At 62.2% G+C, this 16193-nt stretch carries 21 protein-coding genes; 6 read left to right on the forward strand and 15 right to left on the reverse strand.

Annotated elements, in window-relative coordinates:
* Positions 1-142 precede the first annotated feature (142 nt).
* On the forward strand, positions 143-1141 hold the full coding sequence (gene dusA, locus EB815_RS22335; RefSeq protein ID WP_065005085.1) for a tRNA dihydrouridine(20/20a) synthase DusA: 999 nt from the start codon (positions 143-145) through the stop codon (positions 1139-1141).
* Between the two features lie 15 nt (positions 1142-1156).
* On the opposite strand, the gene EB815_RS22340 is transcribed toward dusA, so the two are convergent.
* Positions 1157-1864 (reverse strand): TIGR02281 family clan AA aspartic protease, encoded by a 708-nt coding sequence (locus EB815_RS22340; RefSeq protein WP_056577157.1) that lies wholly within the window; start codon positions 1862-1864, stop codon positions 1157-1159.
* 10 nt (positions 1865-1874) lie between these two features.
* The gene (locus tag EB815_RS22345; protein ID WP_010909481.1) at positions 1875-2105 is read right to left on the reverse strand and encodes a DUF1289 domain-containing protein; all 231 of its coding nucleotides are present in this window, start codon (positions 2103-2105) and stop codon (positions 1875-1877) included.
* 201 nt (positions 2106-2306) lie between these two features.
* Here EB815_RS22345 and EB815_RS22350 point away from each other — a divergent pair, with 201 nt between their 5' ends.
* Positions 2307-3305, forward strand: a complete 999-nt coding sequence (locus tag EB815_RS22350; protein WP_065005136.1) for a nicotinate-nucleotide--dimethylbenzimidazole phosphoribosyltransferase — start codon at positions 2307-2309, stop codon at positions 3303-3305.
* A gap of 35 nt (positions 3306-3340) precedes the next feature.
* Here the strand turns inward: EB815_RS22350 and EB815_RS22355 are convergent, their stop codons facing one another.
* Positions 3341-4861 (reverse strand): sensor histidine kinase, encoded by a 1521-nt coding sequence (locus EB815_RS22355; RefSeq protein WP_065005084.1) that lies wholly within the window; start codon positions 4859-4861, stop codon positions 3341-3343.
* 76 nt (positions 4862-4937) lie between these two features.
* Between EB815_RS22355 and EB815_RS22360 the strand changes: the two genes are divergently transcribed.
* The 4 genes from EB815_RS22360 to EB815_RS22375 all read left to right on the forward strand — a co-directional run bounded on the left by EB815_RS22360 (position 4938) and on the right by EB815_RS22375 (position 7418).
* Complete coding sequence (locus EB815_RS22360; RefSeq protein WP_056577167.1) at positions 4938-5561, forward strand: thermonuclease family protein; 624 nt, start codon at positions 4938-4940, stop codon at positions 5559-5561.
* Between the two features lie 31 nt (positions 5562-5592).
* Positions 5593-6204 carry a glutathione S-transferase gene (locus EB815_RS22365; protein WP_056577170.1) on the forward strand — a complete coding sequence of 204 codons (612 nt, stop codon included), beginning with the start codon at positions 5593-5595 and terminating at the stop codon, positions 6202-6204.
* A complete protein-coding gene (locus EB815_RS22370) occupies positions 6144-6818 on the forward strand; it encodes a uracil-DNA glycosylase family protein (RefSeq protein ID WP_056577173.1) in 675 nt (224 codons plus the stop codon). Before EB815_RS22365 ends, EB815_RS22370 begins: the two co-directional genes overlap by 61 nt.
* Before the next feature lie 108 nt (positions 6819-6926).
* Entirely contained in the window at positions 6927-7418 is a 492-nt protein-coding gene (locus EB815_RS22375; RefSeq protein ID WP_006205209.1) for an Lrp/AsnC family transcriptional regulator, read from the forward strand.
* Positions 7419-7429: 11 nt separating this feature from the next.
* Here the strand turns inward: EB815_RS22375 and EB815_RS22380 are convergent, their stop codons facing one another.
* From EB815_RS22380 to EB815_RS22435, 12 genes are all read right to left on the reverse strand, one after another.
* Positions 7430-7996, reverse strand: a complete 567-nt coding sequence (locus EB815_RS22380) for a DUF3299 domain-containing protein (RefSeq protein WP_056577176.1) — start codon at positions 7994-7996, stop codon at positions 7430-7432.
* Between the two features lie 44 nt (positions 7997-8040).
* On the reverse strand, positions 8041-8619 hold the full coding sequence (locus EB815_RS22385) for a GNAT family N-acetyltransferase (protein WP_081294738.1): 579 nt from the start codon (positions 8617-8619) through the stop codon (positions 8041-8043).
* Positions 8579-9283, reverse strand: coding sequence for a DNA alkylation repair protein (locus tag EB815_RS22390; RefSeq protein ID WP_065005083.1), 705 nt, complete (start codon positions 9281-9283; stop codon positions 8579-8581). The genes EB815_RS22385 and EB815_RS22390 overlap by 41 nt, the downstream gene beginning before the upstream one ends.
* Positions 9284-9292: 9 nt before the next feature.
* A complete protein-coding gene (locus tag EB815_RS22395; protein WP_065005082.1) occupies positions 9293-10162 on the reverse strand; it encodes an NAD(P)-dependent oxidoreductase in 870 nt (289 codons plus the stop codon).
* 215 nt (positions 10163-10377) lie between these two features.
* A complete protein-coding gene (locus EB815_RS22400; protein WP_056577189.1) occupies positions 10378-11199 on the reverse strand; it encodes an ABC transporter permease in 822 nt (273 codons plus the stop codon).
* Complete coding sequence (locus EB815_RS22405) at positions 11196-11915, reverse strand: ABC transporter permease (RefSeq protein WP_056577192.1); 720 nt, start codon at positions 11913-11915, stop codon at positions 11196-11198. Before EB815_RS22405 ends, EB815_RS22400 begins: the two co-directional genes overlap by 4 nt.
* An 80-nt stretch (positions 11916-11995) precedes the next feature.
* Positions 11996-12781 carry an ABC transporter substrate-binding protein gene (locus tag EB815_RS22410; RefSeq protein ID WP_056577195.1) on the reverse strand — a complete coding sequence of 262 codons (786 nt, stop codon included), beginning with the start codon at positions 12779-12781 and terminating at the stop codon, positions 11996-11998.
* Between the two features lie 157 nt (positions 12782-12938).
* On the reverse strand, positions 12939-13442 hold the full coding sequence (gene mobB / locus EB815_RS22415; protein ID WP_065005081.1) for a molybdopterin-guanine dinucleotide biosynthesis protein B: 504 nt from the start codon (positions 13440-13442) through the stop codon (positions 12939-12941).
* Complete coding sequence (gene mobA / locus EB815_RS22420; protein ID WP_056577201.1) at positions 13439-14065, reverse strand: molybdenum cofactor guanylyltransferase MobA; 627 nt, start codon at positions 14063-14065, stop codon at positions 13439-13441. The genes mobB and mobA overlap by 4 nt, the downstream gene beginning before the upstream one ends.
* 50 nt (positions 14066-14115) lie before the next feature.
* Positions 14116-15036 (reverse strand): DMT family transporter, encoded by a 921-nt coding sequence (locus tag EB815_RS22425; protein WP_056577203.1) that lies wholly within the window; start codon positions 15034-15036, stop codon positions 14116-14118.
* Between the two features lie 181 nt (positions 15037-15217).
* A complete protein-coding gene (locus EB815_RS22430) occupies positions 15218-15577 on the reverse strand; it encodes a hypothetical protein (protein ID WP_056577206.1) in 360 nt (119 codons plus the stop codon).
* A 136-nt stretch (positions 15578-15713) separates the two neighbouring features.
* Positions 15714-16187: a hypothetical protein gene (locus tag EB815_RS22435; RefSeq protein ID WP_065005080.1), complete on the reverse strand. Its 474-nt coding sequence runs from the start codon at positions 16185-16187 to the stop codon at positions 15714-15716.
* Positions 16188-16193: the final 6 nt, after the last annotated feature.

The following is a 16193-nucleotide window of genomic DNA, read 5'->3' on the forward strand; positions in this document are numbered from 1 at the left end:
TGAGAGCTTCGTGTGTGAAGGTGGCCATTTTTTCGTGTGCGCTCTGTGTGCGCTGAGAGATCGAAACGTGGCGAAAAGGGTCGTATTCTGGCGTAAATTCGCGTGCACTCGGCAGATACTAACGATTTGATATTAAAGAAAAATGCTGAAAAATCAAAATAATAGAGTGGCCGTGGCCCCAATGATGGACTGGACAGACCGGCATTGCCGGTTCTTCCACCGCCAGCTAACGAAGCGTGCGCTGCTTTACACCGAAATGGTGGTGGCGGACGCGGTCATCCATGGCGCGCGCGATCGGTTGCTTGGCTTCGATGCGGTGGAACATCCGGTCGCTTTGCAGCTCGGCGGCTCCGATCCGGCGAAACTTGCCGAGGCGGCGCGCATTGGTGAGGCCTTCGGCTATGACGAAATCAATCTCAATGTCGGCTGCCCATCCGACCGCGTCCAGTCGGGGACGTTCGGTGCCTGCCTGATGAAGGTGCCCAACCTTGTCGCCGAGTGTGTCGCGGCGATGAAAGCGGCGGTGACGATTCCCGTCACCGTCAAATGCCGCATCGGCGTCGACGAACAGGATCCCGAGCCAGCGCTCGATACGCTGGCCGACGCGGTTTTCGATGCCGGCGCCGACGCCTTGTGGGTGCATGCGCGCAAGGCATGGCTGGAAGGGCTGAGCCCCAAGGAAAACCGCGACATTCCGCCGCTCGACTTTGACAGGGTTTATCGGCTGAAGGCTGGAAAACCGAGCAAGTTCATAGGCATTAATGGCGGCATTCAGTCGCTTGAAGAGGCGCGGGCGCATCTCGATCAGGTTGACGGCGCCATGCTTGGACGCGCCGCCTACCACACGCCAGGCATTCTGGCCGGCGTCGACGCCGGCTTCTACGGCACAAAGCCCGAGGCGTTCGACTTCGCAGCGCTTATCGACGCGATGGCCGGTTATGCCGCGCGCCACATCGAACAGGGCGGGCGGCTCGGTCATGTCACCCGGCATATGGTCGGGCTGTTCCACGGCCTGCCCGGCGCGCGCCGCTACCGCCAGATCCTGTCGACCGACGCAAACCGGCCCGGCGCCGGGCCTGACGTGCTGAAGACGGCTTTCGCGGCAGTCGGTTTTGGTGGGGCAGCCGCCGAAGCCGCCTGACGGGTTGGGTTAACCTCAGTCCCTGAGGATCATCCGGTCGCCGCGCACGTCGAAGCCTGACAGCGAGCCGATGAAGTTCATGCCGAGCAGGCTTTGGCTCAGCATGCCGGGGGCCGCGACCATCACCGACATGTCCTTGCGCACGATGCCGCCGATCGCCACCGCGTCGGTTTTGACCGCCGCGGCGCGCGCCATGCCGTTGGCTGTCGAAACCGGTATCGTGTAGTTGAGCGCCGCCGGGTTGAAGCCGGCGGCTTGCGCGTCTTCCGATGTCAGCACCGTGCTGGTCGCGCCGGTGTCGACAACGGCGCGCACCGGATTGCCGTTGACCAGGATGCGCGCTTCGAAATGGCCATTGTCGGCCTTGTCGAGGGTCACGGTGGCGTGGCCGTCTTCGATGCCAAGCGCCAGCGGACTGCCGGGAACGAGGCCCGCCGTCACCCGGCTGGCGACGTCCTGCAGTTCGTAGCGATACTGGTAGCCGGTGATCAGGGCGAGCACGATTGCCGCCCAGGCGCCAAGGTTGCGGGCCATCGCGCCCAGCGGGCGACCTGACCGCAGCAGGCCGGCGCCGATCAGCGCGCCGAAGGCGCCAAGCCAGATCAGCCGGCCGAAATCGTAATTTTCCACGCCAAGCGTGCTGCCAGCGGAATCGTTGAGCATGAGCAGGACCGCGCCCACGCCAATCACCGCCATCATAATCCAGAACAGCCTGCTGCTCATCCGTGCCTCGCTAAAGTGCGTCGCGTTCGCGCGCCATGCGGGTGCGGCGCGTTTCCCGGCGCGGCCGGCGCTCGACCGTTTCCAGCCGGGCCGGCAGTTCGGCCATCACATTGCGGCGCGTTTCGGGCGTCATCCCCATCCAGGCGCCGATTTCCTCGCGCGTGCGGCCGCAACCGAAGCAGAAGCCGGTTTTCATGTCGATCGAACAGACAAGGATGCAGGGAGATTCGATGGCCGTCATGACTTTCTCACGAGCGACCCGTTCGGATTCCGCTCTTCCATCTCCACATGGTGCAACGGCAAAGCCAATGCAAGCCCTCGCGATCGCGTCTTCTCAGGCCATCTTTGCGGCAATCAAGGCGGATGTTTGGGGGAGGTTGTGCCGATCACCCAACGCGGCTATGCCGCTCACCAACTCTAGGAATGAATGATTGCTCACGACATGACCAGCGCGCTACCTTTTGACGATTTTCGCAACCTGCTCGACAATTTGCCAGCAGCCGACCTCAAGGCGCAAGCGCGCGTGCACGCGCTGTTCGCCAAGGCGGACAAGCCAGCGCATTCGCTCGGCCGCATCGAGGAGATCGCCGCGAGGCTTGCTGCCTGGAGCGGTAGGGCTCCGCCCGCCGTGACAAGGCCGCTGATGGCCGTCTTTGCCGGCAATCATGGCGTGGTCAGACATGGCATTTCGCCACGCCCGGTGGCGGCGACAGCCAATGCGGTCGAGCTCTGCGCGGCCGGTGGTGCGGCGATCAACCAGATCTGCATCGCCAACGATCTCGGACTGAAGGTGTTCGATCTTGCCTTGCACATCCCCACAGGCGACATCACAGATGATGCCGCGCTTGATGAGCGCGGTTGCGCGGCGACCATGGCCTTCGGCATGGAAGCGATCGCCGGCGGCACCGACCTGCTTTGCCTCGGCGATCTTGGCGTCGGCAATTCCACTGTCGCCGCGGCGTTGTTTGCGGCACTGTTCGGGGGCAGGGGTGTCGATTGGGTCGGCCCGGGATCCGGCGCGGACGCGGCCATGCAGGCGCGCAAGGCGGAGGTGGTCGATGCGGCGCTGGCGTTTCACAGCGACCATCTAGAGGACCCGCTGGAGGTGTTGCGCCGGGTCGGCGGCCGCGAGTTCGCGGCGATAGCCGGCGCCATCCTCGCCGCGCGGATGCAGAAGATTCCCGTGCTGATCGACGGATTTGCGGCAACGGCCGCCGCGGCGGTGCTTTATGCCGCGAACCCCGCAGCGCTAGAGCATTGTCTTCTCGCCAGCCTGTCGCCCGAGCCCGCGCATGCAAGAGCCGCCGAGTTGCTTGGCTTCCGCCCACTGCTCGACCTGGGCATAAGCCACGGCGAAGGGGCAGGAGCAGCGCTTGGAGCGGGCCTGGTCAAGGCGGCGGCGCTGACCAGTTCGGGCATGGCGGCAGCTGTTCGGGGCTAAGCCGCGAGACGTACGCGGCGTTGACGAGGTGGCTCCTACCGGCGTCGCGCCGCCACTGCCGCGGTCGGCAGTGCCGGCAGCTCTTCCATCACCCGGCTCAGCGGGAAGATGGCAATCGCCTCGGTGCCTTCGCGCAGCTTGGAATGGAGCTCGAATTCGCCGCCATGCATGGCAAGCAGCCCTTGCACGATCGGCAGGCCAAGCCCGGTGCCTTGCTCGGCGCTCTTGATGGCGATCGAGCCCTGGCCGAAGGCTGAAAGCACGATCGGAATCTCATCCTCGGGAATGCCGGGGCCATTGTCCTTGATCGAAATGTATTGCCCGCCGCCAGCCGTCCAGCCGACGCGGACGCGGATTTCGCCGCCGGTGGCGGTGAATTTTATGGCGTTGGACAAGAGGTTGAGCGCGATCTGGCGCACGGCGCGCTCATCGGCGAACAGACGCGGCAATGTCTGTTCGAAATCCTGGATGACGCGGATGTCCTTGTTGCGCGCCCTCAACTCCATCATATGGCAGCAATCCTCGACGATGTTCAGCAACATCACCGGCTCTTCGTTGAGTTGGTAGCGGCCGGCCTCGATGCGCGACAGGTCGAGGATCTCGTTGATCAGGTCGAGCAGATGCTGGCCGGAATCGTGCACGTCATGGGCGTAGTCGCGATAGGTGGGGTTGCTCATCGGCCCCAGCACTTCGTTCGCCATCACCTCGGAAAAGCCGAGAATGGCGTTGAGCGGCGTGCGCAATTCATGGCTCATCGAGGCAAGGAAGCGCGACTTCGCCAGATTGGCATCCTCGGCCCGCCGCCGCGCCTCGTCCGACATCGATTTGGCCGTCTCGAGTTCGGCGATCAGTGCATCTTTTTCGGAGCGGAACGACAACAGCATCAGGGAGGAGCGGTTGAGTTGACGGGCGACATAGGCGAAGAAAGGCAGTGACACGACAAGCAGCCCGGTCATGATCACCTCTACCGGCATCCACAATTTGGTGCCGACATAGGCATAGAGCGCGACAGGCACGGCAAAGGTCGCCAGCAGTGCTCCGCTGAGCGACGAGGCCATGAGAGCCGTCCCGGCCATGGCAAGCAGCATCACCACCGCCTTGACCACCTGGAACCGGTCGACCTCGCAGGCGGCGCAGCCGAGCAGGACGAACCAGGCCCAGCCGAGGCCGCAAAGGAAGTGGCCGACCAGGAATTCGCGTCGCGTTTGCAAGGGGTTGAGCTCGGAAGCTTCCGTGCGCTCAATGCGCCGGGCCATGAAGGCGACGATGGTATAGCAGGTGAGCGTGAACAGCGCCCAGAGCCCGATCTCGTTGCCGACGCCGGCGAGCCGGCCGGCCGCGGCGATCGCCAGGACCAGCAGCGGGATGGCCACGGCACCGCTTGTCATGGCGCGGGCGTGGAGATTCAGCAGTTCACGGTCGAAATCGGGATTGCCCGCCTGCTGCGAAAGACGGTCGCGCGTCTTGCGCACCGCGCGCGCCACATCGCTGTTGCGATGAGGTTTCCTGCGGTCCACAATGAACTTGTCCGCTGTGTTCGAGCGTTGCAAGGGCATCAAAAACTTCAATTTATGCGTGCAGCGGTTCCAAGGTGTTAAGCTACGTTCGAATGATTAACCAACCGTTTGCCATATGAGCCGTTCCTGGTCGCCAAGATCGCGCAGGCGGTACGCGGCGCCGCGACCGAGAAGCCTGTGGCGCAAGCTCATGGACTACGGGCTGGCCATCATCATTCTGGGGTTGCTGATCCTGCTGGCGGCGCGCCTCGACCGGGTCGAGACGCGCCAGACAAAAGGCGCGGCCGTCATCAATGACGGCGATTCGATCACGCTCGGCGCCGAGCGCATCCGCATGCGCGGCATCGACGCGCCTGAATACACCCAGACCTGCCGCAGGAACGGCGCCGACTATGCCTGCGGCACGCTCGCGCGCCAGTCGCTGGTGCGCCTGATCGCCGGCAGGCCGGTCACTTGCAGCGGCTGGCAGCGGGATCGTTATGGGCGGCTGCTTGGCGACTGCAAGGCGGGTGACACGGATCTCAACCGCGCCCAGGTCGAGGCTGGCTGGGCGGTTGCCTATGGCGATTTCGAAAGCGAGGAAGCGATTGCTCGCACGGCAAAGGTCGGTATCTGGGCGGGCACGTTCGATCGGCCGCAGGACTGGCGCGACAGCCATCACGGCGAAGTCGTGGAACGAAAACACGGCACGCTGGCGTCGATCGGTGATGCCGTGCGGGAGATTTTTCGCTTCTGGTGAAACGCATCTGGCGGAAGGGAAGGAGGATCGAATGAAGCTGTTCGACGGTGGCCGGGCGCCCAACCCGCGGCGGGTTCGCGTTTTCCTTGCCGAGAAGGGGATCGCGGTTCCAATCGTGTCCGTCGACATGGGCGCGCTGGAGCACAAGAGCCAAACGGTGAGTTCGCGCAACCCTTTACAACGCCTGCCGGTGCTGGAACTTGACGATGGCACCATCATCACGGAATCCGTCGCAATCTGCCGCTATTTCGAGGAGTTGCAGCCCGAGCCGGCCCTGTTCGGACGCGGCGCGCTCGGCAAGGCGCAGGTCGAGATGTGGCAGAGGCGGATGGAGCTCAATCTGCTGAGCAGCGTCGCGCAGGCCTTTCGCCATATCCATCCAGCCATGAAGGAATGGGAAATCCCACAGATCCCGGAATGGGGCGAGGCCAACAAGCCGAAGGCGGTCGAGTTCCTGAAGATACTCGACCGCGAGTTGGCGAGCCGCGAGTTCGCCGCCGGCGACAGCTATTCGATTGCCGATATAACCGGCCTGATCGCGATCGACTTCATGAAGCCGGCCCGCATCAAGGTGCCGGAGGAATGCACCAATGTGTTGCGCTGGCATCAGGCGATCTCCAGCCGGACGAGTGCCGCCGCTTGAGTGTGGAACTGGATAGCTTTGCCGCGACGGTCCGGGCCTGCCGTATCTGCGTCGAAAATCCCGTCGGCAAACCGCTGCCCCATGAGCCAAGGCCGGTCCTGCGGCCGTCGTCCAGCGCGCGCATCTTGATCGCGAGCCAGGCGCCGGGAACCAAGGTGCACCTGTCAGGCATGCCGTTCACCGATGCCTCCGGCGACCGCCTGCGCAACTGGCTTGATGTGACCCGCGACGAATTCTACGACACCGAGAAATTCGCCATCGTGCCGATGGGCTTCTGCTTTCCCGGTCAGGATGCCAAGGGCGGCGACTTGCCGCCAAGGCGCGAATGCGCACCGGCATGGCGCACGCCCTTGATGGCGCTGATGCCGCGAATAGACCTCGTGCTGACGATCGGCATCTATGCGCAGTCCTGGCACATGGGCGCCGCGCGCCGACCCTCGCTGACGGAAACGGTGATGGACTGGCGTGCCATCTGGGAGAATTCGGTCGGTGCGAAAGTGCTGCCGCTGCCGCACCCGTCATGGCGCAACACCGGCTGGCTGAAGCAGAATCCATGGTTTGAAATGGATTTGCTGCCTTTCCTTCGGTCGGAAATCCGCTATCGCATTGGCTAGGCACTCAGCAAGAAATCACTCGCTTTATTGGCGATTGGCAGAATTTCTTTCTTGTGAAAGCCTCGAATAAGAGGGAATATAGATAAACTATTCCCTCAGGAGCCTCCGATGGACCGCCTTGACCGAAAAATTCTACGCCTCCTGCAGGAGGACGCGACGCTCGCGGTCGCCGATGTCGCCAAGAAAGTCGGCCTGTCGACCACGCCGTGCTGGCGCCGGATCCAGAAGCTCGAGGAGGAGGGCGTCATCAAACGGCGCGTCGCCATTCTCGACCATGAAAAGGTCAATGTGCGGGTCACCGTCTTCGTCTCGATCCGCACCAACTCACACAGCCATGAGTGGCTGCGGCGGTTTTCCGAGGTCATCCAGGAATTTCCCGAGGTGGTCGAGTTCTACCGCATGAGCGGCGACGTCGATTATCTCTTGCGCGTCGTGGTGCCCGACATCGCCGCCTACGACGCCTTCTACAAGCGGCTGATCGCCAAGATCGAGATCCGTGACGTGTCGTCGTCCTTCGCCATGGAGCAGATCAAGTACACGACCGAAATCCCGCTCGACTACATGGTGCTGGACAAGGAATCGGGTGCCAATGCCGCGTGAGCGCCAACCCGTTAGTTCTTCTTCTTGTTGAGGAAACTCCAGGGCGAGGTCACCGGTAGGGCAATGGCGTCCGGCACGGTGTCCACGCCGACAACCTCCGCCTTGCGCACGCTATAGCCGGACTGGATGATGCTGACGCCATCCAGAATGAACAGCTGGCTTTTTTCCATGTCCGGCCTCAGGGCGCCGGTGACGGCTACCGCCTGGTAGGCTTGCGACATCGTGTAGGGGTGGGCTGGCGTGACAAGCACTATCTGGTTGGGCGGTGGCGTCGGCATGTGGCTGCAAGCGCCCGTCCACGGCACCAGCAGGAACTGATAGACAAGGTCACCGTCGCGATCGACCGGCAATGCATAGCCGGCTAATTGTATCGTCTTGTCCTGCAGGCCAAGCGACAGCGTCTCGCCATGGTCGGGCAATTTTGCCGCGATCATCGGCAGGCCGGCGTCTTCGGCAACCGCCTGGCTCGCCGGGCGCAGATCCTTCCAGAAGATGTGAATGGTCTCGGCCGAGGCGCCGGCGGCGCAGAGAGACAGCGCGGCCGCGAGCGTCAGGATTGATTTGAAATGGATGCTCATGCCGCTTCCTTTGCGGGCGAGTAAAGACGCCGTGCCCAATGACGTCAATGCTCGAGCCGCATGACATGTCGGCGAGAACTGGCCATGCCGGTCTCGCGGAAGCCACGCGACGCAAACATGTCGCGAAAACCCATGAAACGGTAGCTCGGCGACGCCTCGGCCACTGGATAGGCCTCAATGACACGGGCGCCCTTGGCGAAGGCATGATCAATGGCGGCATCGAGCAACGCCGAAGCAAAGCCACCGCCGCGCAAGACCCTCGGCACATAGAAGCAGACGATCGACCAAACGCCGCTCTCGCCGTCATCCTGCTGCTTTGAAAGCTTGCGATAGGTCCCGCGTGGCGCGACCGAGCACCAGCCGATCGTCTTGCCGTCGAGCTTGGCGACGATGCCGACCGGGGTGCTCGCATCGATGAGCGCCATCATCTGCCGCTTCTTCCCGTCGCCCTGGACGTGCTCGCGGCCGGACTGCCGCCAGGCCATGCACCAGCAGTATTTTGGCGCGCCCGGCCGCTCGAACAAAGTCTCGAAGCTGCCACGGGTCGCCCGCGTCACCTCGGTGAAGCGGATGTTGGCGAGTTCAAACGTTTCTGGCGGCGATCCGCGCGAGCGTTTTGGCATCGGTCAGTTCCTTCACGGCATTCCTGCCGTTCCAGCGTGCCGTCTTGTCGGTCGACCACGCGAGCCTTTCGGCGACAGCAAGGGCAGCGCCGTGCATGGCCATCGATCGCTTGCCGATCGAACGAAGCGCCCAGTTGACGGCTTTCTTCACGAAATTGCGGTCGTCGGTGGCATGCGCCTCGATGATCGGCAGGAAGGTAAGAAAGGTCGCCTCCGGCTCTTTCTTCCGGTGGACGACAGACCAGGCCATCATGGCAAAAGCCGTGCGTCGAACAAATTCCCGTTCATCGGCCGCGAACTCGTCGATCAGTTCCCTCCAGGCGTCGGTGTCGACGAAGAGGTCAGAGACACCGTCGACGATATCCCAGGAATCGAAACTCGACGCCCATTGCCTTGCGTTCGCGGCAGAAAACCGGTTCGGGTCTGCCGTGACGGAAGCGATGAACTGCGCCTCCATAATGCCTGACTCCCACAGCTCAAAAGCGCGCTCATGGTTGCGTTTGATCTTCCGAGCAATCTGCCGCTGGACGCCATGCGGAATTCCAAGCGCGCGTTCGATCCTGATACCGTAGCGCAGCATGCCGAGGCGATTTTCCTCCGAGCCGACCAAGCGCAGATGCGCGACGATTTCGTCGGCACTGGACTGGGGCGAAAGCTCGGCCATCGCAAATCCCTACTTCTCCAGCCGCGCCAGCAGCGAGGACGTGTCCCAGCGCTTGCCGCCCATGGCCTGCACGTCCTTGTAGAACTGGTCGACAAGCGCGGTCACCGGCAGCCTGGCGCCGTTGCGATCAGCCTCCTCCAGGCAAATGCCGAGATCCTTGCGCATCCAGTCGACGGCAAAACCGAAATCATATTTTCCCGCATTCATGGTCTTGTGCCGGTTTTCCATCTGCCAGGATCCGGCCGCGCCCTTGGAAATCACCTCGATCACCTTCTCGATATCGAGCCCGGCCTTCTTGCCGAAATGGATGCCTTCCGACAGGCCCTGCACCAGCCCGGCGATGCAGATCTGGTTGATCATCTTGGTCAGTTGGCCGGCGCCCGCCGAGCCCATCAGCCCGACCATGCGGGCATAGGCGTCGATGACCGGCCTGGCCCTGTCGAACGCGGCCTGGTCGCCGCCCACCATGACGGTCAGCACGCCATTCTCGGCGCCGGCCTGGCCACCGGAGACCGGCGCGTCGAGAAACGAGAAGCCGCCGGCTTGCGCGGCCTGCGCCAATTCGCGCGCGACCTCGGCCGAGGCCGTGGTGTTGTCGATGAAGACCGAACCTTTCTTCATCGATTTGAAGGCACCATCCGGGCCTGTCGTAACCGAGCGCAGATCGTCGTCATTGCCGACGCACGAAAAGACAAAGTCCTTGTCCTTGGCTGCCTCCGCCGGCGTAACCGCAAGGCTGCCGCCATGCTGGCCAACCCATTGCTCGGCCTTGGCCTTGGTACGGTTGTAGACAGTGACGTCGTGGCCACCCTTGTTCCTGAGGTGCCCGGCCATCGGATAACCCATCACGCCAAGACCGAGAAATGCCACGGATGCCATAAGCTTGTCCTTCAGACTGAAAATGGAATTTGCTGCGAAAGCTCTAGAGCAATTCCTGGAAAAATGTGAAGCGGTTTCCCACAGGAATTGCGTCAAAACAAAGAGATAGAGCGGTCCGCCGTTACCGCGAAACGATGAACCGTTCTAGACACTGCGTTCAATTCGTCAAGACGCGCGGACCACGATCGACTGGTGCAGCCGAAGCCGAGAACGGCTCAGCGTTTCAGGTGAATGGTGATCCGACGCTCGATCCATTCAACGCCATGGCGCAAGATCTCGACCATCACCAGATAGACGATGGCGACCCAGATATAGGCTTGAATGTCGAAGCTGTTGGCGAAGGCGAGCTTTGCATTGCCCATCAGATCATAAACCGTGATGATGGCGACGATGGCGGACGCCTTGACCATCAGGATCAGTTCATTGCCATAGGGTCGCAAGGCGACAATCAAGGCCTGCGGCAAGACGATCTTGCGCAGCGTTTGCAGTTTGTGCAGGCCAAGCGAGGCTGCTCCTTCCCATTGCCCTCTGGGCACGCTCTCGATTGCGCCGCGCAGAATCTCGGCCTGATAGGCGGCGGTGTTGAGCGCAAAGGCAAACACGCCGCAATTGAAGGCGTCCTTGAAAAAATCCCAGAGGCCAACCGACTGGAGTTCGACGCGGAACGAACCCAATCCGTAGTAAACAAGATAGGTTTGGACCAGCAGCGGCGTGCCGCGGAAGAAATAGACGTAGCAATAGGCGAGGCCGGACAGGATCCGGTTCCTGGACATGCGCCCATAGGCGACAGGCACCGACAGCATCGCGCCCAGCACCATCGATATGGAAACCAGCGCCAGGGTAACGCCAAGGCCTCTCAAATAGGCTGGCGCATATTTGGCGAAGAAGTCGGCATTCCACGCAAAGAAGAGATAGCTGACGATGCCGACGCCGAACAAAATCCACAAGCAGACCAGCGCATAGCCGGCGACACGCTTGCGCGGCCAGCCGCGTGCCCGCGGCGGGGGCCGTTCAACCATGGTGGCCGTGGCGCTCATCGCTGCGCCTCGCGTCGGCCAAGCGAGCGCAGAATCGCGCTGCTTGCAAAGGACGACACTACGGCCAGAGCAAGAAAAACCAGTGCCGCCACACCATAGAAAAGGAATGCGTGCTTGGTGACGCGCGCGGCGGTATAGGCATTGCGCAACGTCTCCGCGAGGCCAACGACGGACACGAGCGACGTGTCCTTGAGCAGGCTGAGCCAGCAGTTTTCCAGTCCGGGAAACGCGATCCGCAACAGTTGCGGCACGATCACCTTGCGCATGGTGAGTCCGTAGGAAAGACCGATGGCATAGCCACCCTCATACTGGCCTTTCGGAATGGCGCGGAAGGCCGACAGGAAAACCTCGCTGGCATAGGATGAGAAGATCAGGGCAAGCACGATCATGCCGGCGACGAAGCTGTTGACGTCGATGGTGGCGTCTGGTCGGAAATACCTGACAAGATGCTGCAGCAGGATCGGCATGCCGAAGAAGAACAGGAAAAGCGTCACCAGCTCCGGCAAGCCGCGAAAGACCGTGGTGTAGATGTTGGCGGCGAGACGCAGCGAAGGCTCTTCGGATTGCTTGCCCAGCGCAATGAAAAACCCAATTGTCAAACCAATGGGAAGCGTCGCCAGCGCCAAGAGAACCGTTACTACCGCGCCATAGGCAATATCGTCACTCCAGCCATCGGGTCCCCAACTGAGAAGTGTCCATATGCTTTGGGCTGGCATTGACGGGTCTTATCTCCACGGCATTTCCAGGACGAATAGAAAGACGGCGGGGAAATTCCCCGCCGTCTTGATCCAGTCTATCAGGACTCGGCGCCGTAGACGTCGAACTTGAAGTACTTGTCGTTGATTTCCTTGTATTTTCCGTTGGCGCGGATGGCGTCGATGGCCTCATTGAGCTTGTTGACCAGGTCGGTCTCGCCCTTGCGCACGGCAATGCCGGCGCCCGGTCCGAAGATCTCGACCGGTTGCGGCGAGGGCTGGCCGAGAATCTTGCAACAGGCGCCATCGGGCGAGTCCAGCCACTGCTGCAGCACGACGATATCGTCCTCGATCGCGTCGAGACGGCCATTGGCAAGATCCGCCTGCTCCTCGGGGCTGCTCGGATAGCCCTTCACGGTGCTGTCGGTGTAGGTTTTCGAGGCATAGTTGAAATGCGTGGTCGTGGTGGCGACACCGATGGTCTTGCCGGCGAGATCTTCCTTGGTCACGCCCTTCAGCGTCGAGTCTTTCGGCACGGCGAGAGCCGAAGGCGTGTTGTAGTATTTGTGGGTGAAGTCGACCTTTTCCTTGCGCTCCGGGGTGATCGACATCGACGCGACGATGGCGTCGAACTTGCCGGCCTGAAGCGCGGGGATGATGCCGTCCCAATCCTGGGCGACGAAGGTGCACTTGACCTTCATCTGGTCGCAAAGCGCCTGGGCGATGTCGATGTCGAAGCCGACGAGCTTGCCGTCGGAGGTGAGATTGTTGAACGGGGGGTAGGCGCCTTCGGTGCCGATCCGCAGGGTCTTTTCCTGGGCCTGGGCTACGCCGAGCGTCAGCAGCGCGGCCGATGCGGCGAGCGCGATACGCAGTGCAATACGCATGATAGTCCTCTCTTTAGGTCCCGGCCGTCGTTCCGTAACGGCTCTGTGGGGCGGTGCTTTTGACCGCCCGCTGAAGCGATACTCCCACTCTTTCCAAGAAAAAAGCAACTGCAAAACCACCAAAATCGGTAACGGGGTTCTGCCGTTACGTTACATCTCAAGCAACGAGGCCGGTGGTGCGCTCGATGAAGTCGACTATCGATTTTACGTCGTCGAGGTCGAATACCGGCAGGCTCTTGTCCGTGACGGTGAAATCCGCGGCGACGGCGACAATATTGGGATCGTCGGCCGAAAGCGGCGTCCGGTCCTTTGCCGCCAGCCGCCGTGTTTCGATCTTGCGGTGGGACTCGCGCTTGTAGCCTTCGATCAGCACGATGTCGCATGGGGCGAGCCGCGAAAGGATGCCCTCCAGCGGTGGCTCGTCCTCGCCGCGCAATTCGTGCATCAGCGCCCAACGGTTGCCGGACACGATCGCGACCTCCGTGGCGCCGGCCTGCCGGTGGCGAAAGCTGTCGGCGCCAGGCTTGTCGATGTCGAAGTCATGATGGGCATGTTTGACCGTCGAGACCTTCCAGCCGCGCCGCACAAGCTCGGCGACCAGCTTTTCGGTCAATGTGGTCTTGCCGGAGTTTTTCCAGCCGGTGATGCCGAAGATGTTCATGAAGTCATGCTCTGCAACAGGCGTCCGGCCTCGGCAAGATCGTCGGGCATGTTGATGTTGAAGAAAGGATCGAGCCCTGTGGATTGCAGGATCGGGAATTCCACCTCGACATGGCCGTGGCGCTCGATGAAGGCCAGTACCCGCCGGCTATGCTCATCGACCAGGAAATGCCGCAAGGCGTCGCGACAATCGGTGGGCCATAGCGCGAAGGTCGGGTGGAGCCTGCCGGCCGAGGACGCGACGGCAATAGAGCCGGGATGTTCGTCGGCCGCTGACGCCAGGCGATCGACGAGATCAAGCGGCAGGAAGGGTGTGTCGCCGGCAGCGGTGACGACCGCCTTGCAAGGTGTGCTGGCAGCGGCCCATTCGAGGCCGGTCAGGATTCCGGCAAGCGGGCCGGCAAAGCCTTCGACGGTGTCGGCAAGCACGGCCAGTCCGAAACGGGAAAAGCGTGCCGGATCGCCATTGGCACTGAGCGCCAGGGTTTCAATCTGCGGGCCAAGGCGCGACAGGACCTGGTCAAGCACGCAGCCGGCACCAAGCGGCAACAGGCTCTTGTCGCCGCCTCCCATGCGCCGTGACTGGCCGCCGGCCAGAATGATCCCCGCGACATCCCGTTTCATGCCGCCCAGCCTCTACGCCAGCCGCCGGAAATCGCAAGCAGCTTCAAGGGTTAGATTCCGTCCGGCGCCATGGCCGGCCCGGTGCTTTCGGCGACGATCCTTCGCCGGCCGACCAGCCGTTCGCGGTAAAGCGTATAAAGACCCGAGCCGACGACTATCGCCGCGCCGACGATCATCGGCATGTCCGGGAAATCGCCGAAGACGATCAAGCCAAGCAGTATGGACCAGAGGAGCGCGGTGTAACGGAATGGCGCGACGAAGGAGATCTCGCCCGAGCGCATCGCCATGATGATGAACTGATAGCCGACAAGCACGAGCACCGCGGCCAGCGCCAGCAGCGTCGTGCTCTTGACGGTCATCGGCGTCCAGCCACCCATCGGCGACAACAGCGCCGCGCCGACGACGGTCATTGCCAGCGCGGTGGCGGTCGAGACCAGCATCGTCGGTATGGCTTGGGGGATACGCTTGGTGGCGAGATCCCGCACGGTGCAACATGCAACGCTGACCAGCGCCACGAGGGAATAGACGCTGAAGCCGTCGAAGCCCGGCCGCACGATGATCAGCACGCCGGCAAAACCGATGGCGATCGCCATCCAGCGTCGCCAGCCGACTGGTTCGCCGAAAAACAGCGCGGCACCCATCGTCACCGCCAGCGGCAGCGCCTGAAGAACCGCCGAGACGCTGCCGATCGGCAAATGGGCCAGCGCCACGAGGAACGACACGGTGGCACCCGCTTCGCCCAAGACTCGGATCGCCACCAATGGCTGCAGCATCAGGCGCGGCTGCAAAAGCGCGCCACGTTGCCAGGCCAGCAAGCCAACGAAGAGTGAGGCAAAAGCCCCCCTGATCAGCATGACCTGCGCCATGTTCATCGATTGCGAAGAGTATTTGGTGATGGCGTCGTTGAGCGTGAAGCCAACCATCGCCACCATCATGAACAACGCGCCGCGAAGATTTGGAGATAAGGGCAAGACATCTACCGATTGCCTGAGCAAGCAAGCCTGTACCAGCCCACCGCGAAACAGCAATGGCAAAGGGCTGTGCCAGAACAGGGAGAATCGCCGTGGCCCGGGTTGAAATCACATTCCGGCTTCGTCACGGATCGTTCCGGGAGGCCGCTCCGCCTCCCGGAACCAACCAGCCTGGGCGATGCTATTTCTTCGGCGTCAGCACTTCGGTGCCGTTGCCTTCCTTGCCCGCGATCGTCCACAGGCCATGCAGCGAGCCGTCCTCCTCGACCTTGTAGACAACGAGGCCGATATCCTTGTCCATGACATAGCCGGCGGAGAATGCGTCGTCATTGCGCATGCAGATACCGTCCGAGGAGGAGCCGCCCGTCTCCCAATGGATCGTGCAGGTCGTCCCGCTGGTCAGCGTGATGGTGGCTTCGCCGCCATAGGCCGAGCCATCGAAGTTGGTGCCGGCGACAGTGTAAGTGCCGCCGATCGACTGCGCTGCCGCGGGCAGGGCGGCAAGCCCAAGCAGAGCCAGCGAAAGCAGAAATTTGTGCATGATGTATTCCCCAAAAAGCGACAGCCGCTACGAAACGAACGCTAGGCGGGAAACCGTCACCAGTAAATCAGATGGACATTGCAGGCAGAGATTTGTTCGCGGTGTGGCTAAAATGCTCTTGGGCGCGCCGCAGTTTTCATGGCCCCTTGAGGCTGCCGGCGATGGCGCCGACCAGTGGATCATATTTCGACCTGAGAGCCGGCGGGTAATCGATCCAGACCGTGCGGATAACACCATCGCGGCCGAACAGGCGCCGCTCGTAGAAGATCTGCCCATCCTTCGTCCCCGACAGCACCGCCCAGTTCCTGCCGGTCTTGCTATAGGTGACGGTATAGCCGGGTTCCTTGCTTGCCTTTTCTTCCGCGACAAAGCCTCTCGGCGTATCGTCGTCGACATTGAGGATGCCGGAGCAGGTCAGGCCGGCGCCGTCCGCGCTCAACCATACCTGTCCGTCGCCATTTTCGGGCTCGGGCTGACGATCGGTGAAGATCTCGTCGGGAAAGGTGCAGACGGTGCCGAAGCGCTCATTCACATAGGTGAAGGGTGCCGCGATTGCGCTGCTTGCTGCAATAGTCGCGAAAGCCACAATCACCGAAAAAAGCCGCCGCATCTGCTG

It is taken from the genome of Mesorhizobium loti, from assembly GCF_013170705.1.
Classification (GTDB): Bacteria; Pseudomonadota; Alphaproteobacteria; order Rhizobiales; family Rhizobiaceae; genus Mesorhizobium; species Mesorhizobium loti_D.

Bases quoted from the DNA above. Each gene is read 5' to 3' on its own strand.
- dusA (WP_065005085.1), top strand. From the start codon at position 143: ATGCTGAAAAATCAAAATAATAGAGTGGCCGTGGCCCCAATGATGGAC.
- EB815_RS22340 (WP_056577157.1), bottom strand. From the start codon at position 1,864: ATGAGCAGCAGGCTGTTCTGGATTATGATGGCGGTGATTGGCGTGGGC.
- EB815_RS22345 (WP_010909481.1), bottom strand. From the start codon at position 2,105: ATGACGGCCATCGAATCTCCCTGCATCCTTGTCTGTTCGATCGACATG.
- EB815_RS22350 (WP_065005136.1), top strand. From the start codon at position 2,307: ATGACCAGCGCGCTACCTTTTGACGATTTTCGCAACCTGCTCGACAAT.
- EB815_RS22355 (WP_065005084.1), bottom strand. From the start codon at position 4,861: ATGCCCTTGCAACGCTCGAACACAGCGGACAAGTTCATTGTGGACCGC.
- EB815_RS22360 (WP_056577167.1), top strand. From the start codon at position 4,938: ATGAGCCGTTCCTGGTCGCCAAGATCGCGCAGGCGGTACGCGGCGCCG.
- EB815_RS22365 (WP_056577170.1), top strand. From the start codon at position 5,593: ATGAAGCTGTTCGACGGTGGCCGGGCGCCCAACCCGCGGCGGGTTCGC.
- EB815_RS22370 (WP_056577173.1), top strand. From the start codon at position 6,144: ATGCACCAATGTGTTGCGCTGGCATCAGGCGATCTCCAGCCGGACGAG.
- EB815_RS22375 (WP_006205209.1), top strand. From the start codon at position 6,927: ATGGACCGCCTTGACCGAAAAATTCTACGCCTCCTGCAGGAGGACGCG.
- EB815_RS22380 (WP_056577176.1), bottom strand. From the start codon at position 7,996: ATGAGCATCCATTTCAAATCAATCCTGACGCTCGCGGCCGCGCTGTCT.
- EB815_RS22385 (WP_081294738.1), bottom strand. From the start codon at position 8,619: ATGCCAAAACGCTCGCGCGGATCGCCGCCAGAAACGTTTGAACTCGCC.
- EB815_RS22390 (WP_065005083.1), bottom strand. From the start codon at position 9,283: ATGGCCGAGCTTTCGCCCCAGTCCAGTGCCGACGAAATCGTCGCGCAT.
- EB815_RS22395 (WP_065005082.1), bottom strand. From the start codon at position 10,162: ATGGCATCCGTGGCATTTCTCGGTCTTGGCGTGATGGGTTATCCGATG.
- EB815_RS22400 (WP_056577189.1), bottom strand. From the start codon at position 11,199: ATGAGCGCCACGGCCACCATGGTTGAACGGCCCCCGCCGCGGGCACGC.
- EB815_RS22405 (WP_056577192.1), bottom strand. From the start codon at position 11,915: ATGCCAGCCCAAAGCATATGGACACTTCTCAGTTGGGGACCCGATGGC.
- EB815_RS22410 (WP_056577195.1), bottom strand. From the start codon at position 12,781: ATGCGTATTGCACTGCGTATCGCGCTCGCCGCATCGGCCGCGCTGCTG.
- mobB (WP_065005081.1), bottom strand. From the start codon at position 13,442: ATGAACATCTTCGGCATCACCGGCTGGAAAAACTCCGGCAAGACCACA.
- mobA (WP_056577201.1), bottom strand. From the start codon at position 14,065: ATGAAACGGGATGTCGCGGGGATCATTCTGGCCGGCGGCCAGTCACGG.
- EB815_RS22430 (WP_056577206.1), bottom strand. From the start codon at position 15,577: ATGCACAAATTTCTGCTTTCGCTGGCTCTGCTTGGGCTTGCCGCCCTG.
- EB815_RS22435 (WP_065005080.1), bottom strand. From the start codon at position 16,187: ATGCGGCGGCTTTTTTCGGTGATTGTGGCTTTCGCGACTATTGCAGCA.